General features: G+C 56.4%; 15 protein-coding genes. 3 read left to right on the forward strand and 12 right to left on the reverse strand.

The features are described 5' to 3' along the window. Positions 1 to 13 precede the first annotated feature (13 nt). Genes KJI95_RS04055 through cobA form a run of 4 tightly spaced genes read right to left on the reverse strand, consistent with a single transcriptional unit; the run spans position 14 to position 4,990 of the window. On the reverse strand, positions 14 to 1,765 hold the full coding sequence (locus tag KJI95_RS04055) for an SLC13 family permease (RefSeq protein ID WP_214505865.1): 1,752 nt from the start codon (positions 1,763 to 1,765) through the stop codon (positions 14 to 16). Between the two features lie 54 nt (positions 1,766 to 1,819). Continuing rightward, on the reverse strand, positions 1,820 to 3,229 hold the full coding sequence (cysN, locus tag KJI95_RS04060) for a sulfate adenylyltransferase subunit CysN (RefSeq protein ID WP_214505867.1): 1,410 nt from the start codon (positions 3,227 to 3,229) through the stop codon (positions 1,820 to 1,822). Continuing rightward, entirely contained in the window at positions 3,229 to 4,137 is a 909-nt protein-coding gene (cysD, locus tag KJI95_RS04065; protein WP_214505868.1) for a sulfate adenylyltransferase subunit CysD, read from the reverse strand. Before cysD ends, cysN begins: the two co-directional genes overlap by 1 nt. Positions 4,138 to 4,180: 43 nt before the next feature. After that, a complete protein-coding gene (cobA, locus tag KJI95_RS04070; protein ID WP_214505869.1) occupies positions 4,181 to 4,990 on the reverse strand; it encodes a uroporphyrinogen-III C-methyltransferase in 810 nt (269 codons plus the stop codon). A gap of 391 nt (positions 4,991 to 5,381) precedes the next feature. On the opposite strand from cobA, the gene KJI95_RS04075 reads away from it, so the two are divergent. Then, complete coding sequence (locus KJI95_RS04075) at positions 5,382 to 6,878, forward strand: S41 family peptidase (protein WP_214505870.1); 1,497 nt, start codon at positions 5,382 to 5,384, stop codon at positions 6,876 to 6,878. Positions 6,879 to 7,042: 164 nt separating this feature from the next. Here the strand turns inward: KJI95_RS04075 and KJI95_RS04080 are convergent, their stop codons facing one another. Then, positions 7,043 to 8,755, reverse strand: a complete 1,713-nt coding sequence (locus tag KJI95_RS04080; RefSeq protein WP_214505872.1) for a hypothetical protein — start codon at positions 8,753 to 8,755, stop codon at positions 7,043 to 7,045. Between the two features lie 670 nt (positions 8,756 to 9,425). Continuing rightward, positions 9,426 to 11,969 carry a TonB-dependent receptor plug domain-containing protein gene (locus tag KJI95_RS04085; protein ID WP_214506186.1) on the reverse strand — a complete coding sequence of 848 codons (2,544 nt, stop codon included), beginning with the start codon at positions 11,967 to 11,969 and terminating at the stop codon, positions 9,426 to 9,428. A gap of 343 nt (positions 11,970 to 12,312) precedes the next feature. Here KJI95_RS04085 and KJI95_RS04090 point away from each other — a divergent pair, with 343 nt between their 5' ends. Beyond that, entirely contained in the window at positions 12,313 to 13,923 is a 1,611-nt protein-coding gene (locus KJI95_RS04090; RefSeq protein ID WP_214505873.1) for an AMP-binding protein, read from the forward strand. Positions 13,924 to 14,016: 93 nt separating this feature from the next. Here KJI95_RS04090 and KJI95_RS04095 read toward each other — a convergent pair whose 3' ends face one another. The 6 genes from KJI95_RS04095 to KJI95_RS04120 all read right to left on the reverse strand — a co-directional run bounded on the left by KJI95_RS04095 (position 14,017) and on the right by KJI95_RS04120 (position 23,531). After that, the gene (locus KJI95_RS04095; protein ID WP_214505874.1) at positions 14,017 to 15,303 is read right to left on the reverse strand and encodes an acetyl-CoA hydrolase/transferase family protein; all 1,287 of its coding nucleotides are present in this window, start codon (positions 15,301 to 15,303) and stop codon (positions 14,017 to 14,019) included. 186 nt (positions 15,304 to 15,489) lie between these two features. Beyond that, on the reverse strand, positions 15,490 to 17,880 hold the full coding sequence (locus KJI95_RS04100; RefSeq protein ID WP_214505875.1) for a TonB-dependent receptor domain-containing protein: 2,391 nt from the start codon (positions 17,878 to 17,880) through the stop codon (positions 15,490 to 15,492). A gap of 445 nt (positions 17,881 to 18,325) precedes the next feature. After that, positions 18,326 to 20,119, reverse strand: coding sequence for an ABC transporter transmembrane domain-containing protein (locus tag KJI95_RS04105; RefSeq protein WP_349356698.1), 1,794 nt, complete (start codon positions 20,117 to 20,119; stop codon positions 18,326 to 18,328). 127 nt (positions 20,120 to 20,246) lie between these two features. Beyond that, entirely contained in the window at positions 20,247 to 20,795 is a 549-nt protein-coding gene (gene hutZ, locus KJI95_RS04110) for a heme utilization protein HutZ (RefSeq protein ID WP_432653774.1), read from the reverse strand. Positions 20,796 to 20,797: 2 nt separating this feature from the next. Further along, positions 20,798 to 21,376 carry a heme utilization cystosolic carrier protein HutX gene (hutX, locus tag KJI95_RS04115; protein ID WP_214505876.1) on the reverse strand — a complete coding sequence of 193 codons (579 nt, stop codon included), beginning with the start codon at positions 21,374 to 21,376 and terminating at the stop codon, positions 20,798 to 20,800. 10 nt (positions 21,377 to 21,386) lie between these two features. Beyond that, entirely contained in the window at positions 21,387 to 23,531 is a 2,145-nt protein-coding gene (locus tag KJI95_RS04120) for a TonB-dependent hemoglobin/transferrin/lactoferrin family receptor (RefSeq protein WP_250885560.1), read from the reverse strand. 171 nt (positions 23,532 to 23,702) lie between these two features. On the opposite strand from KJI95_RS04120, the gene KJI95_RS04125 reads away from it, so the two are divergent. Beyond that, on the forward strand, positions 23,703 to 24,539 hold the full coding sequence (locus KJI95_RS04125) for a heme/hemin ABC transporter substrate-binding protein (protein WP_214505877.1): 837 nt from the start codon (positions 23,703 to 23,705) through the stop codon (positions 24,537 to 24,539). The last annotated feature ends 1 nt before the right edge of the window (position 24,540 follow it).

Genomic DNA, 24,540 nt, shown 5'->3' on the forward strand with positions numbered 1-24,540 from the left:
CTGTTATCACGGCTTACAGGCGGTGAAACGGGAACAATAACGGAATTAGGGTCAGCACCGCCAGACTGTAGGCCAGCGCCATCGGCAAGCCGACGCCCACATATTGTTTCAGGCGATAATTGCCGACTGTGAATACCAGCAGGTTGGTCTGGTAGCCCCAGGGGCTGATAAAACTGGCACTGGCACCAAACAGCACCGCCATGATAAAGGGCATGGGGTCGATGCCAAGGCCCTGCGCCAGACTGATGGCGATGGGGCACACCAGCGCGGCAGCGGCGTTGTTGGACATAAGCTCAGTGAGCAGCAAGGTAAGCAGATACACGCCCGCCAGCACCAGCACCAGATGCACACCGCTGAAACCGCTGGAGAGTGCATCGGCCAAAAGCTTGGAGATGCCGCTGTTGCTCATGGCTTCCGACAGCGCCAGCGCGCCGCCGACAATCAGCACTATATCAATCGGGAAGCGGCGCTTAAGCTCAGACAGGGTCACCACCTGAGTAAACAACAGCCCCGCCACAAACAGGGTCAGACCCTTAAGGAGCGGCAGCACGTTGAACATGGCAAGGCCAATCACAGCCGCAAAGGAGGCCAGCACCCAGGCGCTGCGCGCCGGAGTCAGGCGGGTGGAGGAATCCACGCCGTTGACGAGCAAAAATTCTTTATCGAGCCGCTGTGAGGCATCACCAAAGCCCTTGCCCGGTACCAGCAGCAGCGCGTCACCGGCCTGCAGTTCGATGGTGCCAAGACCGCCGCGCAAACGCTCGTGACCACGGCGCACCGCTACCACCACCGCATCGAAGCGCTCACGGAACTGGGCGTCTTTCAAGCTTACGCCGTTCAGGCTGGATGAGTGGCTGATAATAGCTTCGGCAAGACTTTGGCCATTCATGGTGTGGTGACCATAGAGGGTCAGGCCGTCGATTTCCTGCAGCACTGCCACCGACTCCATGTCGCCGGCAAACAGCAGTACATCGCCTTGCTGAATGACTTCTTCCGGCGTAACCGGAATGATGGTGGTCTTTTCGCCATCAATCACCCGTTGGATTTCAGCCAGATACAGCTTACGCAGATGACGAAGGCCGGCATCGCTGACCGTCTTGCCAATCAGAATTGAGCCCTTGGCGATACGCGCCTCAAGGAAGTACGGCAGGTCGTCTACGTTTTCGGCTTTTTCGGTCACCGGCAGCTTGTCGGCAATCAGCCACAGCATCAGCATGCCCGAGGCAACAACACCTAAAGCCACACCGGTGGTAGAGAAAAACTCAAGCAGCGGCAGACCGGCTTTGTCGAGGAAACTGTTCACCACCAGGTTGGTGGAGGTGCCAATCAGGGTCAGGGTGCCGCCGAAGGTGGCCGCAAAGGCCATGGGCAGCATCAGCTTGGAGGGCGCATAACGCTGGTTGCGTTTGATGGCACCAATCAGGCTCGCCACCACCGCGGTGTTGGCGGTAAAGGATGACAGCACAGAGGTGGAAAACCACAGCTTGGTGAGTACGGTACGCAGGCCGCCACGGCTAAGCTGCACGCCAACCCAGCTGATAAGGCGGGTCTTTTCCAGCGCCACAGACGCGAGCAGCAACAGCACCAGCGTCAGCAAGGAGGAGTCGGTGAAAGATGCCGACAACTCATTGAGACTTAAAAGGTTAGTCACATAGGATAGCAGCGCCACAGCGGCAAACACCCATGACGCCGGCACCCGGGTACAGGTGAGCATGCCAACCAAGGTCAGCAGCATACCTATTACCCAATATTGCTCTAGCGTCATAGTGTCTATCCTTTCAATCAGTTAATGAGCGGGCGCGGGGCCCGCTTTTGGGTTTCAGCGTTTGCTGATATCCAGCGCCTGCCAATGTGGAAAGTGCTTACGGATAAGGGCATTGAGCTCAAGCTCAAACTCGCTGAAGTCAGTGGCCTTGTGCTCGGCTTCGAGGGCACTCTCCACCAGACCGGCACCGACAGTGATGTTGCTGATGCGGTCGATAAAGATAAAACCACCTGTGTCGCGGTTATCCTGATACGCATCGAACACCACGGCTTCGTCGAGCTCCAGCTCCACCAGCGCAATGCCGTTCAGTGGCAGCTCGGTGGCCTTGTCTTCGGCGAGGGTGTTCACATCTATGCTGTGAATGATGTGACGCACAGTGCCGGGCACCTTCTTGGTGGCAAGCTTGATGTTGTACTGTTTGCCCGGAGTCAGCGGCTGCTCGTGCATCCACACCACCTTGGCGAGCAAGCGGTTGGACACGGTGACATCGCTCGATACCGGCACAATCACGTCGCCACGGCTGATGTCGATTTCATCTTTGAGGGTCAGGGTTACCGCCTGACCTGCAAAGGCCTCGTCGAGGTTGCCGCTGAAGGTGACTATGCTGTCGATCACCGAGGTCTTGCCCGATGGCAGCGCCTTGATGGCATCGCCCACCTTGAAGTTGCCGCTGGCGATGGTGCCGGCAAAACCACGGAAATCCAGGTTCGGGCGGCTCACGTACTGCACCGGCAGACGGGCTTCAAACTCACGGTTGGCACCGGTTACCGGAGCACTTTCGAGGATAGACAGCAGGGTCTCGCCGCTGTACCAGGGGCTTTCCTCGGAGCGGCTGACCACGTTGTCGCCACGCAGGGCTGACAGCGGCACAAACTTGATGTCCGGCACCTTGAGCTGCTCGGCAAAGGCGAGATAGTCGCGTTTGATTTCTTCAAAACGCGCTTCATCGAAGCCCAGCAGATCCATCTTGTTCACCGCCACCACAAACTGCTTGATGCCGAGCAGTGAGCAGATAAAGCTGTGACGACGGGTCTGGGTCTGCACGCCGTAGCGGGCATCCACCAGTATGATGGCGAGGTCGCAGTTGGACGCGCCGGTAGCCATGTTGCGGGTGTACTGCTCGTGGCCGGGGGTGTCGGCGATGATGAATTTGCGCTTCTCGGTAGAGAAATAGCGGTAGGCCACATCGATGGTGATGCCCTGCTCGCGCTCGGCCTGCAGGCCGTCTACCAGCAGTGCCAAATCAATCGCTTCGCCTGTGGTGCCGTGCACCTTGGAGTCTTTCGACAGGGCGGCGAGCTGATCTTCATAAATCTGGGCGCTGTCGTGCAGCAGACGACCAATCAGAGTCGATTTACCATCGTCCACCGAGCCACAGGTCAGAAACTTGAGCAGCGACTTGTGCTGTTGTCTTTCCAGATACTCTTCGATACCCAGATCTTTAACTTGCTGTGCAATAGACATCAGAAATACCCCTCGCGCTTTTTCTTTTCCATGGAACCGGAAGAATCGTGGTCAATCACCCTGCCCTGACGCTCACTGGAGCGGGACAACAGCATCTCTTCGATGATGCCGGTGAGTGTGGTGGCGCTGGATTCAATCGCGCCGGTGAGCGGATAACAGCCCAGGGTGCGGAAACGCACCAGCTTCTGCTCGGGCACTTCGCCCTCGTTCAGCGGCATACGGTCATCATCGACCATGATCAGGGTGCCGTTACGCTCAACCACAGGACGGTAGTCGGCAAAGTACAGCGGTACTATGTCGATGTTTTCCTGATAGATGTATTGCCAGATATCCAGTTCGGTCCAGTTGGACAGCGGGAATACACGGATGCTCTCGCCCTTGTTTACCTGGCCGTTGTAGGTGTGCCACAGCTCAGGGCGCTGGTTTTTCGGATCCCAGCGGTGCTTGCTGTCGCGGAACGAATACACACGCTCCTTGGCGCGGGACTTCTCTTCGTCGCGGCGGGCGCCGCCGAAGGCCGCATCAAAGCCGTACTTGTTCAGCGCCTGCTTCAGACCCTCGGTCTTCATCACGTCGGTGTGCTTGGATGAACCAAAAGTGAACGGGTTCATGCCCATGGCAAGACCTTCAGGGTTCTTGTGCACCAGCAGATCGAAACCGTACTTCACCGCCGCTTCGTCGCGGAATTTGATCATCTCGCGGAATTTCCAGTCGGTATCCACGTGCAGCAGCGGGAAAGGGATCTTGCCCGGATAAAACGCCTTACGTGCCAGATGCAGCAGCACAGACGAATCCTTGCCGATGGAGTACAGCATCACGGGGTTGTCGAATTCCGCCGCGACTTCACGGAAGATCTGGATGCTTTCCGCTTCCAGTTGCTCAAGGTGACTTAACACAGGCCCTGACATCTTGTTTCTCCGAGTTACTAATGGGTTAACCGCGTTAGCAGTATTAAATTGAGTTCTGTTTGGCTGCCGGGGTACTGGCAGCCGCTGGCTCGAACCAGCTCAGGGAAGCGGCAAGACTCACCACTTCACCGATAATCATCAGCGCGGGCATCACTACCCGCTCGTCTTTTGCCAGGGATTCAAGCTCGCCCAGGGTGCCGACAATCCGCTGCTGCTGGGCTGTGGTCGCCTTGGAGACGATGGCCACCGGGGTGTCGGCGCCGCGGCCATGGCTAATCAGCTCACGCTGGATAAGTCCGGCGTTGAGAATGCCCATATACACCACCAGGGTGTTGGCGGGATTGGCGTAGCCCTGCCAGTTCATCGGGCGGCTTTCCAGCTGGCAGTGGCCGGTAATAAAGGTCACGCCCTGGGCAAAGTCCCTGTGGGTCAGCGGAATACCGGCATAGGCCGAGGTACCACTGGCGGCAGTAATGCCGGGCACAACTTCAAATTCCACCCCGGCTTCCACCAGAGTTTGCAGCTCTTCACCGCCACGACCGAAGATAAAAGGGTCGCCGCCTTTGAGGCGCACCACGCGCTTGCGGGTGTAGGCCTTGGTGACCAGCAGTTGGTTGATTTCTTCCTGGCGGGCGCTGTGGGCGCCGGCCCGTTTGCCCACGGCAATTTTTTCAGCCTGCTCAGGAATGAGGGCGAGGATGTCATCGCTGACCAGCGCGTCGTACAATACGGCATCAGCTGTTGAGAGCACGCGGGCAGCCTTCAGGGTCAACAGCTCCACATCACCTGGACCTGCACCCACTAAAAAGACTTTGCCCTTGGGTCCCTGACCCGGCAGCGTTACCACATCCATACACACCCCCATTTCACAGTTGCCAGCAAATATAGCCGCCCTTATATTCCATAATAAATAGAAAATAATTTGTTTTTATAACCAAAAGAAATATAGAGCCGTGATCCAGCCCGCAAATCGGCCAAAGACAGGATCCGGATTGGTGATGGTGGGTAAAATCGGCGCTGGGATTAGGAAAAACAGCCGGTTAGCACAAATTTGGCGACCCTGGGGTGACGAGACCGCAAACTAAGTTATTGCAAAAAGATCTATCAGTTTTGCCGCTGACAAACGCTCAAAAGCGCGGCAATGAAACGTGATGCGCTGTTACCCTGTCAAAGTCATGGACTATAATGCTCAATCCCAATATCTTGGTATCGGCTTTTCAATCAATGGCTTGTTTTAAAACCACATGACAGCGCATTCCACAGGCAACGCCGATAGCAACCTCGCCCATGTCGAGGCGATTCTGGCGGTGCTGGTCATCATCATTACGCTCAGCGCCATGCGCCTCAGTTTATTTCTGTGGCCGGAAGAGGCGCGCGCCAGCGTGCTCACGGCGCGGGAGATGCGTCAGGACCTGTATTTACTTCGGCGCGAGCTTGACGCCCACTCAGCCTTTCTGACCCTGGATGAAGCGAGCAAGTCGGCCCAGATTGATGCGTACATTAAGGCGATGGCAAGCCGCTATCCGGATCAAATCCCATCGACAATCTTTGGCGCCGAAGTACTGAAGATAATGAATATCCTGCAGGACCCCGGCACAGGTACTGGCCCCGAAGCCGAGTTTGGTCAGCGGCTGCCGATAGTGCCGCGGGCGCTGGATGACCGCTGGCTGGCGCTGGATGACTCCCTTAACGCCTGGGATGAAGACCATCCCTTTATCAGTCACATAGACGATGTGCCCCTGAGCCGCTGGCAGGAGGCCACCCAGGCCTTTTTGCCGGGCAGCAGCAAATACAGCCTGACCAGTCAGGCCCAGTGGCTCAGACGGATTGCACTGCTGCGCCATGAACTTGGCCTCAGCGCCAAACCCAGTGTCACCCTGACCCTGACCAGCCTTGAAGGTCAGGTGCGTCGGGTAACGCTGCAGCTGTTACCGGACGAGCCGCCCGTCACCGAAAACCTTTTTTCCATCAAGCCCCTTGGTGAAAAGGCCAATCTAATCACCCTCACCAATATCGATGAAATTGAGCATAACCGCAGCCATCAAAAGCAATTTCAGCAGGCCATGGCCGCCGATCTGCTGGTGCTTGACCTGCGCGCCGCCCAGGGCGAGAGTCCGGCGCTGCTGACCATACTCGGCGCCTACGCCGACTCGGACGACCCGCTTATCGGTTTTGCCCGCTACCGCGCCTCAGCAAGCAAGCGCAACGACTACCTCGGCACCGACGCATACCGTGCCGCAGACTCGGGCCCAACCCTGGCAGGGGACGATGCCCATGTCCGCTTTGGCCAGTGGTTTGTCCGCAGCCAGCCAAAGGGCCCCAAGGTCACAGGCCGCTTGGCGGTGATTGCAGGCCCCGGCTGTCGGCAGGAATGTGAATGGATAGTCCACAGCGCCAAGCAATGGCAACGGGCCATTATCATAGGTGAAGACACCATGGGCGACCTTGGCAAGCTGCACCGCCTGCGTCTGCCGAATCTTAAGCAGGAGTTTTTCTTTTCAAGCTCCCTCGCCTACGCCCGTGATGGCAGCCTGATTTCCGGTGCCGGCACCAGCCCCGATATCTGGGTGCCGGGCCAGGAAGCCTTCGATGCCGAGGGGCTGCTGGCGCTGATTGGTGAATTGCCAAGCTCAGACGGCGCTTTGGAAGCCAAGACTCAAGACTCCGATGAAAACGCCGCTGCCCAGGAAGCCGCAAGTGACACGTCGCCAGCCGCCAGTGCAAATACGGCCCAGCGCTGAGAAACCAGCCACTGAGATGCAGGCCGCCACTAACGTTCTTCAGTACTGACCTTCACTACCGATAAAAGCGCCTGACTTTTCCCCGCCAAACCGGTAAAAAAGTCGCAAAAAAAGCGCCGCTATTGCGGCGCTTTTTCACGCTTTCTGCCCCAACCTGAACCGGCTTAGGGCTTCATCACAAAGCCAGAGCGGAACACTGGCCCCTGGGCATTGACGTCAACTGCCATCTGGATCTTCATGTTGAAGTTTTCCATGCCACTCAGCTCAGGCGGCACTTCTTCACCAGAGGCTTCGAGCAGTGTCATCAGCGGGCCCATCATGCGGCCATAGTCGGCCGACATGCCGTACAGACCGTTGGCGCTGAGCTTTTCAGACGACAGCGCATCGGCAGCCTTTTTACCGCCTTCACCGCTGTACACCACCATATGCTGGCCGCGCAGGCCAAGCTTGGCACTGACACCAAACTCAGGCGGAATGAAACCGGACAGGTCTACATCTTCACCGGCCTTGAGTTCAATCTGGCCCAGCACGGGCGCAAAGGGCTTAACCATGTTAAACAGCAGCGCCGGATCTTCGGCAGAGAGGCTTATCAGGGCATCGAGCTTGTTCAGCTTTGGCTCGTCATCCACCACCTCAAGCTGATAGTCAATCAGGGCAGCGGCAATGCCTTTAACGCCATCGGCCATACCGGTTGCCATGCCCAGCATCGCCGGATTCAGCTCAGACAGCTGCGCCTGTAATTCGGCCAGCGGCTGACACTGCAGCTTGGGCTGCATGGCATCATTCCAGACTTTGGTCAGCGACGGCGCGAGCTCAGACACATCCAGCCCCAGCCCCATGGCAATCACGCTGTTTTGCGGATTGGTGGTGTAAGAAGGCAGGAAGCCGCGCATTTTCTCAAGCGCCGCTAATACCACGGCGTTCTTGGTTTCGACTACCAGTTTCATGTCCATGCTGGTTTGCTGACTGTCGACTTTCAGCGTCGTTAAACCGGCTACAGTGCGCGGCCAGTTGGCGGCGATGGCATTAAGCTCGGTCTGACACTCGGCGGTGCGGATTGCCTGGAACGGATCTTCACCTTCCTCGGCCACCAGGGCGCTGAGCTGCTTGCCCAGCTGGTTGTCGCCGCTCACGACGGCACGGACCAGTTCCTGATGGTTGATAAAGCTGATGCTGTCTTCAAGGAAACCGTGGGTCTTGATGATGTCGGCGATTTGACTGGTGGCCGAAATTGGGTTGGCAACCTTGGTCACACCCAGCGCATGCTCAAGCAAGGCGGCATCCTGCATCGAGGTGTTAAGACTGACGCTGACCATGCCTTCACGCTCAGCAACAACGAGCTCTATCTTCGTCGCATCGGCGCCTGGCTCACCCAGGGTGTAAGCCCGGTAACTCTGGCCCGCAACCGTGCCCACACTGTGCTTAAAGCCACTGAAGGTTTCGGCTTCATCCAAAAGCGCCCAGAAAGCGGCTGCGTTGGCCACTTCCATGCGGGCAACCGGCAAGGCACCGAGGGTATAGAAATAACCGCGCGGCTGCTCACTCAGACCAAAACGCTTGATAAGAGCGTCGGGATCCTTAAGCCCATCCAGATACGCCTTATACAGGAAGGCGCCAAAGCGGATGGCAGGCTCAGAGGTATCGGCGAGCATTTCAGCAAGCACAGGGTCTTCTGCCATCATCGCCGTATTGGCGGCGGTGGCTTTCAGATAATCCTTCAGCGGGAACGGCTTCAGCTGGGCTGAAAACAGTGGTGTGTCGGCGGGAATATAATCGAGGGCCGGGTTACTCAAGGCGTTTTGGCCTTGCTGCTGGCTGTACCAATAACCCCCTGCCCCTGCGGCAAGGATTGCCACGGCTAGCGCAAGTTTCTTCATGGGAAGACTCCATTCTTTTAAGGTAAACAAATTTGAGGCGGGCACCCGGTTCCTGATAGGCACCCAATGTCTTGTGAGACAGGGGCTTAATCTAGCACAAGCGCATGACAAAGGCGATTTGCGGTTCAGTAAATGGTGCAGGGGATTTACTGAGCCAATTTTGGCGCTGCGGATGTGGGACTTAGGAAAAAGGCAGAAAGTAAAACCCCGGATAGCCCAGAAGGAGAAGTGGGGCTACCCGGGGGAAAGTGTGATTGTCAGGCGCCAGCAAGCCAATCAAGGAGATTCGGCCACACGGCCAGGTCTGAAGCTCTGTGGCGGGCAACGAACGAAGCTCAAATTAAGCTCCAACTATCCGTGACAACAGCCCGGCGGCGAACTTAAAACCATCTACGGGAACTTCAAACTATAGCGCAAATATTATCACTGTGAACAAAGCTGTGAGTAAAAATGTACAAAAGTTGTAACCAACAATGAAATCAATAAATTTTAACATTTAAAATCATTACTTTAGATATAACACCCCATGTTGACATTTTTATCCACAAAAATTTTATTTGAACAGAAAAGTCAGCAGCAATAAACGCCGCTTAAGCTGAAAACCAGAAAAACCAACCGCCATAAAACGTAAAAAGGGCTGCCGCAGCAGCCCTTTAGGTCACAGCCAAGATCAGAAGTTGTAGTTGATCCGGCCGTAGTAGTAACCGCCGTTAAAGCCGTATGGCGAAGTCACAGGGTATGCGGCACCGGCCACGCCAGCCCATGGGTTGTCGTCAGGATAGGTATCCAGCAGGTTCTGCGCGCCCACCGCAATGCTCCAGTTATCATTGAAGTCATAACCAAGCTCGGCATCAAAGGTCACGGTGGAGCCGTTGAAAATCGGCAGCTCGCCTTCTGAGTCCAGGTGATCTTCGTAGAACTTACCGTAGTAGTTCATCCGCAGCATGGAGCGCATATTGGCGCTGAGTTCCTGGGTCCAGGTCAGGGTGCCCTTGTGCTGTGGCAGACCTTCTTCCAGAATTTTTACCCGCGCTTCGGTGATGTTATCGGGGTTGTAGCTGTCTACCTGGGTTTCGGTCCAGTTGTAAGCCAGTGCAAAGTTGCCGCCATCGAGCCAGGAAGGCGCATAGCTTGCCACCAAATCCACCCCCTGAGTTGTGGTGTCGAAGTCGTTGGTGAAATACAGCACTGTGCTGTAGCTGTTGGCATCGAGCACGCCCTGAGCTATCAGCGCATCCTTATCTTCCTGGGTCAGCTCCTGATTCGAGCTCTGGGTAATACGGTCTTCCAGAGTGATGTGGAAGTAATCGGCTGTCAGGAAGAACTCGCCCACAGTTGCCACGGCACCGAAGGACAGGTTGACTGAGGTTTCTGGCTCAAGGGCAGTACCACCCTTTTGCACCGAAATCGGGTTGGTTGGCGGCAGCGTTGCCTGATCTTCAAGCTGACCACCGGAGTAAGCTGTGGTCACGTTGCGCACGTTGCTCTGGCCCACAGTCGGAGCGCGGAAACCCGTGCTGGCGGCAGCGCGCAGCGAGAAGTCATCGGTAACGCTATACATTGAGCTCAGCTTCCAGTTGGTGGTTGAGCCGAAGTCATCGTAATACTCGTAACGCAGCGCGCCGGTCACCAGCCAGTTGTCGGTCAGGTCGTGCTCGGCATCAAAGTAGGCGGCGTAGTTATTGCGACTCCATGAACCGGCATCCTGTGGCTTGAAGCCCGGGAAGCCGTTGGAGCCGATACCAAAGCCCTGGGTGTACAGCGGGCCAATCTCGAAGGATGCGGCATCACCGTTATAGATTTCAAAGTTTTCGTTGCGGAACTCAAGACCCGAGGCAAAGCTCCAGTCATCCACTTCAAAGTAACTGAAGTCCAGCGAAGCGCCGCGCTCAAGCTGCACATAACGGCCGGGTTTAAAATCGTTGGGCGAATCAGGTCCCAGTGACGCGTTAACTGTGTTCTTGATATAGAAATCGGCATCGCTCTTACCGTAGCTCACGCCGAAGTCATAGTTCAGGTTGTTGTCCATGGTGCCCTTTACACCGGCGCTCAGGGAGGTGTCTTCAATCACACCGCCAAAGCGAGGGGTAAAGCCGCCGGGGAACATCTCATTGAATACGAAGCAGTTGGGATCATTTTTCACCTGCGCCAACGCATCCGGATCGGGCTTGTTGTCGACTATCTTAATCACAGGGCAGTTACCGGACATATCACCGGTTAAATCGCCCACCAGCAGGGTTTCACCGTCATCGTTGCTGTACACACCGCCACGGTTGTTGGGGTTACGGAAATAGAAACCGCCTTCCACATCGCGACGAGCCCAGTTACCGAACATATAAGCGCTCTGGTTGGCGCTCAGATCCAGACCTGAGTTAAAGAAAAGCTTAAAGTCGTCCTTGGTTTCCGGTGCACCCCAGATTTGCGCCGGATTGGCGACGGCGCTGTTGCCGGCCGCAATCAGGTCGGCGGCATCGTCGCGCTGCACGCTGCGACTGGTGGAATCAGCGGTCTTGTACTCACCACTTACGTTAAAAAAGCCGTTTTCAGTCAGCGGCATACCTATGTTGGCCGCCACCATGGGGCTGGAGCCGTCACCCTCATAAAACTCGCCATAGCGGGCTTCGATGGTGCCGCCTTCGGCATTGTCTTTAAGCTGGAAGTTAACCACGCCGGCGATGGCGTCGGAGCCGTACTGGGCGGCCGCGCCGTCACGCAGCACTTCGACCTGCTTCAGGGCAACAGCCGGGATCACCGAAATATCCGGACCCTGGGCACCGTTGGACACGCCGCCGCCGAGGAATGAAATCACCGCCGCGCGGTGGCGGCGCTTACCGTTAACCAACACCAAAGTATGATCAGGCGCCAAGCCGCGCATGTTGGCCGGACGAACCAGGGTCGCCGCGTCGGAAATCGGCTGGGTGTTGACGTTATAAGAAGGCACGACCTTGCCGAGCAGATCGTTCATGTCGGTGGTGCCGTTTTTGGTGAATTCTTCGTTGTCGATAATATCAACCGGCACAGGTGATTCGCCCACAGAGCGCGGCGCCGCGCGCGAGCCAACCACAGCAATTTTTTCAATGTTGTCAGAAGCCTGAGCTTCGGCCTGCGCCTCTGCTTCTGCGGCAACGGCACCAGCGCTCACCCCGGCCATGGCCAATGTAATGGCAAGGCTTAATGAACTTAAGCCAAAGGTCTTTTTGTCATGGAAAGTCATCATCAATGTTCTCAGTTATTTTATTTGTTTTCGCTCTGCCGAGGGTCAGAAAGGTCCGGCAAAGTCAGGAAAAGGGTTTCCTTTCGACACATTTCTATAACACTTTCGTTTTGACTGACAACAACCTTTTTACATCTTTAAATTTACATTTGAGCAACCATTTCAATATCAACAACTTAGTGAACAATATTTTTTACACCGCATTGTATGCGCTATAAAAGAAATTTAGGACATAAAATCAACACCCTAAAAGGGTTCGACACTTTTGGACAGTTGACCCTGCCAGCGTATTGGCCCTAAGCTGACTATCTTATGGCAAGCGACCTTGCACACAGGAATCACCATGACTAAAAACAATAATAATCAGCTGGATATAAGTGAATACACCTCCCTCACCGACCTGTTTCAGCAGGCCTGCGAGCGCTACCGAGACCGGCCCGCATTCGCCTGCCTCGGTAAAAGCCACAGCTTTGGTGAGATAAACACCCTGTCAGATCAGTTTGCCGCTTATTTAACCCATCACTGCCATTTGTCCCCCGGTGACCGGATTGCCATCCAACTGCCCAATCTGACTCAGTTTGTGATTGCCGCCTACGGCGCCCTCAAGGCTGGCCTGGTGCTGGTCAATACCAACCCGCTTTATACCGAGCGCGAGCTTATCCATCAGTTTAAAGATGCGGGAGCCAAGGTGCTGGTCGTGCTGTCGGACTTGCTGCCAACCCTCGCCAAGGTGGTGGCCGAAACGCCGATTGAGCAAGTGATATCCACCCATGCCCTTGATTTGATTGCGCCGCAAATTCAGCCCAAAACCGGCCTTAAAAACATCGAGTTTTTAAAGGCGCTTGCCCTTGGCGCCGAGCATCTTGGGCCCAATACGCCCTTTAGCCCCATGCCGGCAAGCCACAGCACCCTGGCGGCGCTGCAATACACAGGCGGCACTACGGGGCTTTCCAAGGGGGCGATGCTGAGCCACGGCAACCTGATTGCCAATGCGCTGCAATGCCGCGACCGGCTGCAGGATGTCATCACCCCGGGCGAAGATATTTTTGTGGCGCCGCTGCCCATCTACCATATCTATGCCTTTTTGGTGAATCTGGTGCTCTATGTTGAGCGCGGTGGCTGCTCTGTGCTTATCCCCAATCCGCGCGACATACCGGCGCTGATAAAGGCCTTAAGCCAATATTCCTTTACCGGTTTTGCCGGACTCAACACGCTTTTTGTGGCCCTGTGCCATCAAAGTGAGTTCAAGGCGCTGGACTTCAGTAAACTTAAACTCACGATTTCAGGCGGCACCGCGCTGACCGAAGCGGCGTCAAACCTATGGCAGCAAACCACAGGCTGCACCATCAGTGAAGGCTATGGTTTGTCTGAAACCTCACCCGTGGTGACCTTAAACCAGCCGCGCCACGAGCGCCTTGGCACCATAGGCAAGCCCGTGCTTGGCACCGAAGTGCGCATTCTTAACGAGGATGAGGCCGAAGTGGCCATGGGCGATGCTGGCGAGCTTGCGGTGCGCGGCCCGCAGGTAATGGCGGGTTACTGGCAGCAAGCCGCTGAAACCGAGCGGGTATTCACCAAAGACGGTTTTTTCAAAACCGGCGATATCGCCATTGCCGAGCCGGACGGCTGCTACCGTATCGTCGACAGGAAGAAAGACATGGTGCTGGTATCTGGCTTTAACGTGTACCCCAACGAGGTGGAAAACGTGCTGGCAAGCCACGCTCTGGTGCTTGAGTGCGCCGTGATTGGTGTGCCCGATGAGCGCAGCGGCGAAGCGGTCAAAGCGGTGATAGTTCTTAAAGGCGATAGCAATCAGGAGGAGGCCAGAGCCGCGATTATGGCTCACTGCGCGGCCAATCTTGCCGGTTATAAACAGCCGAAAATCATCGAATTTGTCGATGCGCTGCCAAAAAGTACCGTCGGAAAAATTCTGCGCCGGGCACTTAGAAGCTAATCATCGCTGTTCATTCAAGACCAAAACACCTCGCCCGGCGAGGTGTTTTGCATCAACATCAACATCAGCATCCACATCAGCATCAGCGGCTGGCTAAACCGACAGGCCCCACACTTCATGGGTTTCACGCGCAAGTTGCTCCCGAAAATCCGGATGGGCGATATCAATCAGTGAACGAGCCCGCTCGCGAATGGATTTGCCGCGCATATAGGCCACGCCGTATTCGGTAACTATATAGTGCACATGGGCGCGGGTAGTAACCACGCCCGCCCCCGGCGACAGCACGGTACTGATGCGCGACAGCTTGCCGCCACAGGCTGTGCTTGGCATGGCGATAACCGAGCGGCCGCCTTCCGACAGCCCGGCGCCGCGGATAAAGTCCATCTGGCCGCCAACCCCCGAGTAAATGCGGGTGCCAATGGAGTCGGCGCACACCTGGCCACTCACATCCACCTGCAGCGCCGAGTTTATCGCCATCACCTGCGGGTTGCGGCGGATAATGGCGGTGTCGTTCACCTGCTCAATATCGAGAAACGCCACCTGCGGGTTATCGTCGACAAAATCGTACAGCCGGCGACTGCCAAGGGCGAAGCCGGTCACCAGCTTGCCCGGATGAAACAGCTTGCGGCTGTTATCCACCACGCCGCGCTCCACCAGATTCAGAATACCGTCGGAAAAAAGCTCAGTATGCACTCCAAGATGCTGATGATTACCAAGGCAGCCAAGCACCGCATCGGGAATGCCGCCAATACCCATCTGCAAGCAGTCGCCGTCGCGCACCAGCGCCGCCACATTGCGGCCAATGGCCTGACTCACGCTGTCGGTGGTGGCAAGCGCATGCTCAGGCAGAACCATCGGCGCCTCAAAAATTGCATCGAAGCGGCTTAACGGGATAAAGCTGTCGCCGTGGGTGCGCGGCATTTCGGGGTTAATATGGGCGATGATTTTACCGGCCACCTCACAGGCGGCGCGGGTTGCCTCCACCGAGATCCCGAGCGAACACATGCCGTGCTTATCCGGCGGCGACACCTGCACCAGCGCAGTATCGATGCGCTGCTCGCGGCGGCGAAACAGCTTGGGCACCTCAGATAAAAACACCGGCACATAATCGGCGCGGCCCTTGGCGAGCAGCTCCCGGGTCGGACTGCCGCCAAAATAACAGCGATGGCGCAAATGAGCCTCAAGCTCGGGGCCGCTCAAACACTCAGCATGTTCGGTATGCAGTTGCAGCAGGGTGAGATTGCGCCGTGTCAGCGCGTGCTCGGCCAGTGCTTCAAGCAGCAGCCTTGGGGTGGCCCCCATCGAGTGGGTCCAGATAAACTCGTCATTGTCGATGACCGACACAGCCTCAAGGGCGGTGGCGCAGTATTTGGGTATCATCTTGCATCCTTGAAGATTCAGACCTTGCTGTTATAGCAGCATTTTTTAGCACACATGCCGATCTTGATCATGTTTTGGCCGGAGTGGGAAAAATCCATTTCTCCCACCCAGCGCCTGTGCACTTAACGGCGTTAAGCCAGAGTTTGGCTTCTAGCCGAAACCCAGAGTTTGACTCTCAGCCGAAAGTCACAGTTTGACTTCCAGCCCCAAAGTCAAAGTACGACCGGGCTCAGGCATGGCCACCACTGAGCCTGCCGACACTGTGTACCTGTTGGTGAGGTTGGTGAGCGAAGCATAGGCTGCGTAGTTTTTGCTGAAGCGATAGTCGGCATAAAAATCGAGCTGATAGCTTGATGGAATGCGCTGCAGCGCGTTGGCGCCGGTGCCCGACAAAAAGCCGCCCGGATGATTCTTGGCCGAATGGCCCTTGTAGGTCAGGCCAAGCTCCAGCGCGTCATCAAACAGTTTTGTGCCCACGCTCACCACCAGATTCTTTTTCGGCGGAATACGCAGCGGCGTCAAGCCACCGGAAAAACCGGTTTCGTTGCAGCTATCTACGCCTTCGGCCTCGCCAATCAAGGTCGAGCACATTTCAATATCTGTGTAATAGGTGTAAGACGCTTTGGTACTAAACCACGCATGGTCGTAACTCACCTCAGCCTCGACGCCGGGTAATTCAAATTTGTCGTAGTTGGTGAAGGTAAAGGATTGATCCCACCATTGTGCACCCGGTTTTTTGCTCGGTAAAAAGCCGGTGGCTATCATGTCGTTGATGCGGGTATGGAAGTAGTTTGCCCCGAGTGTCAGCTCATCGGCGCTGCCCAAAAGCTTGGTGAAGACACTTTCAATACCGGCCTCAAATAGCTCAATATTTTCTTCGGTTATGGGGTAATCCGGCGAGTAGGAAAACACCTCGTTCGACACGGTCGATTCATACAGGCTCGGCATACGGTAGGCGTTGCTGTACTTGGCCTTAAGCGCGGTGTTCGTAAAAAGCTCATACACGGCTTCCAGGGTCAGGTCGGTTTTGGGGCCAAACTCCAGCGTATTGTTTATCTGAAAATCCTCATTGACCGAATCATGGTGGTTCAAGTTTAACGACAGCGCCAAGTCAGCCAGCTCAAGGTGACCATTGGCGAACAGGCTGCGCTTGGTCTGCTTACCATTGCGCGACGTTGGCTTGAGGTTTTTATTCGCAGCCGCATGGCGGCGTTTGAAGATTTCCTGCCAGTTGTCGAACGGTGAAAGGGTTTCATCCTGCCAGGATGCGCCGTACATCAGGGTCAGCGGCACAGTGTCGGTCAGCTGAATTCTTGAGGTGTTAAACAGCCCCACGCCATGGCGCTTGTTATCGTACTGGTGAAAGTACTGACCCGCGTTGGGGCCAAGATTACTGCCAAGGGCGTTGTACTGCTCAAGCTCGGCATCGGTGTGCCACAGGTTTACCCGCACGTCCAAGAGCGGATTGTCGCTGGCGCTGAACTTGTACAGCACATTGTAACTTTGCACATCGGCCGTACCCGGTTTCCACTGGGGCATGGTTTCCACGCCTTCTGGAATTTCCTCTGAGTGCCATTGGGTTTTACCGTTTGCATCGACCGTCGACCAGAATTTGGAATCGCCGGCGCGCTGCTTATGCCAATAGGAGGCCAGCATTTCGCCCGCTTCCTGCTGATGCAGGCGACTGCTTAATTCAAGGGAATGCTCATCGGTAAAGTCGATGCCAAGCTTGGCAAGGTAGGATTCGCTCTCAAAGCTGGTATTAACCACTTCACCTTCGGGATTGACCGGCGGCAGATCGCGGATAACAGTACCATTCCAACCGGTCCGCTGTTCAACGAAGGCGTCATAGCCGTGTTTGCCTGCAAAGTAGTTGCCCATACGCTTATCACTGAAGGCGAGCAAAGCATTGACCTTATCGAGCTGCATACCGGTGGCCACCATCACCCCGCCGCCGGAAAAATCCAGGCTGCCGGGCTTATCATGCACCTCGTAATATTGCTGCTGGTGAAAGTCGCTGCTGACCTCTGGCATGTGGTTATTGTTGTGGGTTTTCAGCTTGACCAGGGCGCCAAACTGCTTGCCGTCGCTGACCACATCGGCAGCGCTCAGGGTACGGATTTGCACAGTGCCGCCAATGGCGCCGGCGCCAAAAGCCGCCCCCTGACTGCTGGGGCCCTTTTCCAAATCGAGATGGCTAATCAGATCTGTGTCTATGTAAGTACGGTCCGACGTCCCCATGTAACCACGGTTGGTATGGGTCGATTGCAGGCTGCCGTCGATAAAAATCTGCACCCGGCCCTCGCCCTGCACGCCACGAATACCTATATCCAGCGCACCGGCTTCGTTACGCAGGTTATTGGCTTCAACGCTGGTGTTGGTCGAAAAGATATCGGCGTTGGAAATCCCCTTGGTGTGCTGGGCCTCAGCCAGCTTGCGCTGCTGCTTGCCGTTAACGACTATGACTTCGATGTCTTTGTCTTTTGGCTGTTTTTCAGCGTCGGCCGCAAAAACGGCGTTGGGAAGTGTGCTGGTGAGCAGGGCGGCGATGGTCAGTGAGAGTCTTGAAGGTTTCATAAACGGTCTTGTTAGTTATCGAATAAGCCCGTGGATGATAGTGATTCTCATTTGCATGGCAACGCATTTTACAAAGGTAAGCAATTCGTTTCATTTGTTAATCAAATGATTTTTGAATAGCTTTGGAGTGATTTTTAAATGATGAGGCAATTCGGCTGCCTGCTATGCCGCGAGTGATGCCAAAAGCAAGCCAACCAACCACATATCCATTTAAAACAATGGTATAGCGGCTTATGTCGGCAGAAAATTCCCGCTCCGCGACAGCGCAGCCAAGCCGTGTAAACGCAAAAAAATGAGCCGTTTAGATGCAGGAATGAGTCGTTTAGACGCAGGAATGAGTCGTTTAGACGCAGGAGTGAGCCCTGTAAACACCAAGGAGCGAGCAGCGCCAGCCGCTGCTCATTGGTGGTAGATGAGGGAAAAAGGGCGAAGCTGCCAAACCGCCTCAGCTCTCGTTAAGCAGCTGCAGGCTGGCGAACTCGCGGTACTGAGGGCTGGTTTCCAGAAGCGCTGCATGGCTGCCTTCGGCGATAATTTTGCCCTTATCCATCACCAGAATTCGGTCGGCGTTTATCACAGTTGCCAGCCGGTGGGCGATGATAAGGCTGGTGCGGCCCATGATGAGGGTATCGAGCGCTTCTTTGACGTAGCGCTCGCTCACTGCATCCAGCGCACTGGTCGCTTCATCGAGCAGCAGCACAGGGCGGCCTGCGAGGATCGCGCGGGCTATGGCGATGCGCTGCTTTTGGCCGCCGGAGAGCTTAACCCCACGCTCACCCAAATAACTGTCGTAACCCTCGGGCATCGCCTCAATAAACTCGTGGGCTCGGGCGGCAATACAGGCGGCTTTCACCTCGTCGAAGGTGGCGTCAACCTTGCCGTAGCGCACGTTCTCCAGCACCGAATCAGCAAAAATCACCGACTCCTGCGGCACCAATGCAAAGGCGCGCCGAAGCGAGTGAATATCGACATCGGCAATGTCGATATTGTCGAGATACACAGCGCCACTGTCCGGCGCATAAAAGCGGCCAAGGAGCTGAAACAGCGTGCTTTTACCGGCGCCGCTTTCACCCACCAACGCCACTTTTTCGCCGGGGCGAATGTGCAGCGAAATATTATCAAGTGCTTTGGTTTGGCTGCCGGGATAGCTGAAACTGAGCGATTCGATACGAATATCACCCGCAACCTTTGCCGGCATAGGCACGGGGCTTAGCGGCAAAGGAATATCGCTTTTTGCCTCCGATAGCTCTTTCAGGCGCTCGGCGGCGCCGCTTGCGCGCTGCACATCTCCTATCACTTCGCTGATGGTGGCAGTGGCTCCGGCCACCAACAGGGCATAAAACAAGAAGGCCGACAGTTCACCTGCGCTGATGGCGCCGCTCATCACATCCCTTGCGCCAACCCAAATCATCAGCGCAATGGCGGCTATGGTTAAAAACATCACTCCGGCAATCAGCAGCGCCCGAAACTGGATCCGCCGGCCGGCGCTGCCAAGCACCTTGCCGAGCAGACCACCGAACTTGTCGCGGTCAACCTGCTCGTGGGTGTACGACTGCACCGTATGGATTTCATGCAGGCTTTCATCGATATAAGCGCCAAGGTCCGCCACCCTGTCCTGACTGTCGCGGGACAGCGCCCGCACCTTGCGGCCAAAAAGCAATATCGGCACCAACACCGCCGGCACGGCCACCAGCACCAGCGCGGTGAGTTTGAGGCTGGTAATAGCCATCATCACTATGCCGCCGAGCACAGACACAAACGAGCGCAGCGCCATGGAAAAACTCGAGCCAATCACGGTTTGCAGCAAGGTGGAGTCAGCGGTAAAGCGGGAAATCACTTCGCCGGTGCGCAGTTTGGCGTAAAAGGTTGGCGGCAGGGTCAACAGGTTATCGTACACCCGGGCGCGGATATCATTGCTGACCCGCTCACCAAGCCAGCTCATCAGATAAAAGCGGCAGAATACGGCGCTGGAGCTGATGGCCGCAATGCCGATGAGCACCCACACCAATTGATTGAGCCGCTCGGCATCGCCGGCGACAAAGCCTTCATCAACAATCAGTTTTACCCCCTGCCCGAGGGCAAGCCAGGCAACTGAGCCAATGAGTAAACACAGCAGCGCTGCCGCGACTCTTCGCTTATAAGGGCGCAGAAAACTGCCAATCCAGCCAAGCACTTTGGGCTTGGCCACGACCTTGGACGTGTCAGCGACTGCGGCCGACACCAGGGATGCATCCGGCACGGCGGACTCCGGGATAATTAAGAGGGGATGTGGAAGCAATATGTGGGCAGGCCGGATAAAAAACAACCTCGGCCTGCCAATGGGCAAATGCCGAGGTCGGTACGAGCTGGCCTTAAGCACTCAGCCGTTAAGCGCTTTGGCTTTTAACGGCATCGGCATCGCCCTGATGGCCATCCTTTTGCCAGCGAATATCCAGCATCTCGCTGCCAGAGAGCGCAAAGGCCTGACCGAAGCCTTTGACATACAGGCCGCGGGTCGGCGTGAGCCGGTAAAGATTAAAATCGGCAAGCCCGGCAAGGCCGCGGGGCATGTCGCCAAAGCGCTGCGCCAGCGCATCGACTGCGGCGTTAAATTCAGCGCTGTCGCGGCCTACGGCCTCGGCGGTCACATCAAAGGTCAGTCGGCGGCGGGCGAACACGGTTTTGGCCTCAGACTCATCTTCCAGCAGCATGGCCGATACCTTGCTGCTTTGCTTGAGGTTTTGGCCGTGGCGCGCCAGATCGCTGACCAGAATGTAAAAGCCGTCAGACGTCAGCGCAAAGGGCGAATAGCTGGCATTGGGCGTACCGTCGCTGTCGCGGGTCGCCAGTTGCAGGGTTTTGCGGCTGTGTTTGAAAGCTTCGATTTCCGGCAGCAGCCGCTCTCTCAAACGCTCGTCTTGTTGGGTATGGTCCACTGTTATTCCTCCTTCGCTGCGAGTGTGGCGCGCAGCTGCATAAACGATTCAAGCTGCCCGGTCAGCAAGGCACCGGCCTTGTCACGCCCCAAAAACAACTTGAACACTACCGAGCCATCGGCGGCAAAAAAACAAAAATGATGGCTGTCCCGTCCCCGCATCGGCCGACTGACCAGCGCAAGCGCAGCAAAGGAATCCGGCTTGATATGGCCATCAATCCCCTCACCTTTCTGGATAAGGTTGTAATAGCCATGGGCAGGCTTACCTAGGGGGAAAGGTCCTTTAAATTCAAACACGTTACCTGCTACCTGAATGATGGCAGTCAAAGGCCCCCAGCCGGCAAGCTCAGTCAATAAGCCGGTTACGGCGTCGGGGCGACCGAGGGGATACCAGGCCACCATGGCTGGCGGCATGGCCCTTAGCACAGCAAGCTCACTGACGCCGAGGGTGCGGGCCGCCTCGGCAAAGCTCAGCTCAGGCGTTTGGGCAAACAGCGCCTCGATACTTGCCTGACGGCATGGCTGCGGCCCGGTCTGCGCCGTGGCAATTACGTCGGCTTGCGGCTGGATTTGTGTATCCATCTGTTATTCCTCAGAAACGGTAGCCAAGGGAGAGCTTGAAGTTGCGACCCGGCTCATACAGGGTTTGCCAGGCGCGGCGATACTGCTCGTCACCCACGTTTTCGATGGCAAAATCCACCCGCGTACCGCTGAGCGTGCCCGCCTGCGGCTGCCAGCTCAGGTACAGATCCCACAGGCCATAATCATCGTAACTGCCGACACTGTGGCCAGCCGGCACCTCGTCCTGAATCGCCACGTACAGATAACGGCTGCCCAGTTTCATGTCGCCGTCCATGATGGCGCGGGACAAATCGAGCTTGAGTTTGTTGGCCGGCATGCCTTCGATATAGCTGCCATCGAGCTTGTCTTTGCCGCGGGTTTCGCCGTAGCTGAATCCAAACAGGGTCGCGCCGTAGCGGTAGCTGCCTTCAAGCTCAAAGCCGGTAAGGCGGGCAGCAGTCACGTTATCCCAGCGGGTGTACTGTTCAAGCCCCGGAATGCCCATCAGAGGGTCTGTGACCCGCTGCACGATAAAGTCGTCGATGTCATTGCGAAACACGCTCGCGCTAAGCAGCAACTCATCGTCACCGGCAAGATTGCTGAACTGCAAATCCGCCTTCAACTCTTTGTTTTTGGCCTGCTCGGGACGCAGGTTTTCATTCACCTGAAACTGGTTACAAAGCCCGCGAGGCAGGAATCCCGGGATCGGTGGAATGCAGTAATGGCTGCCGCTCGAGTACATTTCTTCCACGCTCGGCGCACGGAACGCTTCATCGTAGCGGCCACTCAGGGTAAGCCAGGGCTCTGCCTGCCAGATAAGTCCAAAGCTTGGGCTCAGGGCATTGTCCGACGCCGAACGGTCAAGGTTGTTGCTTTCGTTGTCGTAGCTGTCGTAGCGAACTCCGGCTTCGGCCACCCAGTTTTCAGCAAAGCTGAGGCTTGCCGACGAAAACACGCCAAATACCTGAGTTTCACCGTCGATATTGTCGGGGCGCTGCCCGGGCTGCCCATTGGCATCGCGCACGGTTTGAATGCGGTCGCGGTAGCCGTCGGCGCCAAGAAGCAAAGTCAGAGCGCCAATCGGGCTTTGGCCGAAGTCGCTTTTGTTCACCACACTCAGGCCAAGGGTGTCGTAATCGGTGTCATCAAACTGATTGCGGCTGACTCTGTGCTCCTGATAACGGCTCTGGTTTTGATACAGCTGAGCGGTCAGATCCAGCCAGTCGCGCTGCTCGGGGGCGAGGCGATACTTAAGGTTAAGGTTGCTGTCTTCGGTGCTACGGCGAACCAGCGGCACCGAGCGGCTCTGGGCGACCGCCGGATTGCTTGGCACCAGCTCGCTGATGTCACTCGAGCGGGCGCTGAGCTCCAGCCGCTGTCCATCGGACAATGCCCAGCCAAGCCTTGCCAGGGCGTTATCGCTGCGTGAAGCACTGTGAGCCAGTGCTTCGCCGCCGCCAATGTCGATGTCGTCACTGTCGCGATAGCTGCCGCTCAAAAGCCAGTCGAGCGACCCACCGCGGCCATAGACACCACCGGAGGAGCGCATAGCATCACCATTGGTTTCAAAGCCTTGCTTAAGGTAAGCGCCAAAGTTGTCGCCTTCATCCAACAGCTCTTCCACTGATCTGGTATTCATCGCCACCACGCCGCCGATGGCGGCGCTGCCCCACAGACTTGACGCAGCGCCGCGCACCACTTCCACCGAGGATAAAAGCTCAGGGTCGATAAAGAAGCTGCCACGGTGGCCAGCCGACACATTTTGCCGCGCGCCATCAATAGTTTGCAGCACACGGCTGCCTGACAGACCGCGAATGGCAACCCCTTGACTGCTGGCGCGGGGGCCGTTGCTTATCTCGATATTGGCCTCACCCGCGAGGGTCTGCGCCACCGACGCACTTTGCAGCTCGGCCAACTTCTCGGTATCGACCACAGCAATACTGCGGCCAGTGTCTTCGACCGCCGCCTCGGTGCGGGTGGCCGTAACCACATGCAGGGGTAATTCGGCAATAGCTTCAGAGGATTGCGCTTTACTGGATCCTGCTTGAATGGATCCAGCTTGACTGGTTTCAGACGTGCTGCTGCCAGTGGTGTTGCCATAAGCCGTGTCGGCTGCCATGGCAGCGCCATTCACCAGCACCGCCAAAATCGCCAGGTTCAGGGGGGATTTGTGCATTAAATTCACTCCACGAATGTCCTGAGATCGGCCTTGTTTCCAACCGATGCCCAAATTTCGTAAGCACAATATCCGACTGTTGAAATGAGATCAAATAATAATTGTTATCATTTGCATTGTTATTTAGCTTGATTTTGATCAAAAATAACCGGACTTTTTTCCGGAGGTTTTATGTCACCTATTCGCCACTCTCTCGTTGCCCTGTGCGGGCTGTTTATGATTTCTGCGCCGCAGGCTATGGCCGCCGAGCGCATCGTCAGCGCCGGGGCTGGCGTCACTGAGCTTATCCTCGCCCTCGATGGCGCGGCTAAACTGGCAGCGGTGGATGTGACCAGCAGCCTGCCAGCCAAACTCGCTAACTTGCCCAAGGTCGGCTACCACCGCCAGCTTGGCAGTGAAGGCATTCTCGCCCTTGGCCCGGATCTGCTGGTCGGCTCCGATGCCATGGGCCCCAAAACCACACTGGATACCCTCAGGCAAGCGGGGGTCGAGGTACTGGTACTGCCAACCGCAAGCGGCAGCGACGAACTGAAGGCCAATATTCACGCCTTGGGTAAGCACCTTAATCAGGAACAGAAAGCTGCAGCGCTTGCGAGCGACGTAGAGCAAAGGCTCACCAAGCTTAAACAACAGAAAGTGTCAGGTAAGGTGCTGTTTGTGCTGATGCAGTCCGGCCGTCCGGCCCGTGTTGGCGGCAAAGGCACCGCCGCCGACAGCATCATCACCCTGGCGGGCGTCAGCAACATCGCCGATTTCGAAGGCTACCGTGATGTGTCGGCCGAAGGTCTTTTGGTAATGGCTCCTGAGCTGATTTTGGTGGCAAACCGCGGCGAGGCCGAGCTCAGCGCCGACAAAGTGCTGGAGCAAATTCCCCTTCTTGCCCACACGCCTGCGGGTAAAAAAGGCGCGATTCAGGTACTGCCTGGTGCAGCGCTGATTGGCGGTGTCGGCCTTGGCGCCATCTCGGCAGCCGAAGCCCTGCAAGCTCAGTTTGCGCCGGAAAACTGAG

Source organism: Shewanella jiangmenensis (assembly GCF_018596335.1).
Classification (GTDB): Bacteria; Pseudomonadota; Gammaproteobacteria; order Enterobacterales; family Shewanellaceae; genus Shewanella; species Shewanella jiangmenensis.

What these genes read in the sequence shown, in the direction of transcription:
- KJI95_RS04055 (WP_214505865.1), bottom strand. Translation starts at nt 1,765, where the DNA reads ATGACGCTAGAGCAATATTGGGTAATAGGTATGCTGCTGACCTTGGTT.
- KJI95_RS04080 (WP_214505872.1), bottom strand. Translation starts at nt 8,755, where the DNA reads ATGAAGAAACTTGCGCTAGCCGTGGCAATCCTTGCCGCAGGGGCAGGG.
- KJI95_RS04090 (WP_214505873.1), top strand. Translation starts at nt 12,313, where the DNA reads ATGACTAAAAACAATAATAATCAGCTGGATATAAGTGAATACACCTCC.
- hutX (WP_214505876.1), bottom strand. Translation starts at nt 21,376, where the DNA reads ATGGATACACAAATCCAGCCGCAAGCCGACGTAATTGCCACGGCGCAG.
- KJI95_RS04075 (WP_214505870.1), top strand. Translation starts at nt 5,382, where the DNA reads ATGACAGCGCATTCCACAGGCAACGCCGATAGCAACCTCGCCCATGTC.
- KJI95_RS04085 (WP_214506186.1), bottom strand. Translation starts at nt 11,969, where the DNA reads ATGACTTTCCATGACAAAAAGACCTTTGGCTTAAGTTCATTAAGCCTT.
- cysN (WP_214505867.1), bottom strand. Translation starts at nt 3,229, where the DNA reads ATGTCTATTGCACAGCAAGTTAAAGATCTGGGTATCGAAGAGTATCTG.
- KJI95_RS04125 (WP_214505877.1), top strand. Translation starts at nt 23,703, where the DNA reads ATGTCACCTATTCGCCACTCTCTCGTTGCCCTGTGCGGGCTGTTTATG.
- KJI95_RS04100 (WP_214505875.1), bottom strand. Translation starts at nt 17,880, where the DNA reads ATGAAACCTTCAAGACTCTCACTGACCATCGCCGCCCTGCTCACCAGC.
- KJI95_RS04095 (WP_214505874.1), bottom strand. Translation starts at nt 15,303, where the DNA reads ATGATACCCAAATACTGCGCCACCGCCCTTGAGGCTGTGTCGGTCATC.
- cobA (WP_214505869.1), bottom strand. Translation starts at nt 4,990, where the DNA reads ATGGATGTGGTAACGCTGCCGGGTCAGGGACCCAAGGGCAAAGTCTTT.
- KJI95_RS04120 (WP_250885560.1), bottom strand. Translation starts at nt 23,531, where the DNA reads ATGCACAAATCCCCCCTGAACCTGGCGATTTTGGCGGTGCTGGTGAAT.
- cysD (WP_214505868.1), bottom strand. Translation starts at nt 4,137, where the DNA reads ATGTCAGGGCCTGTGTTAAGTCACCTTGAGCAACTGGAAGCGGAAAGC.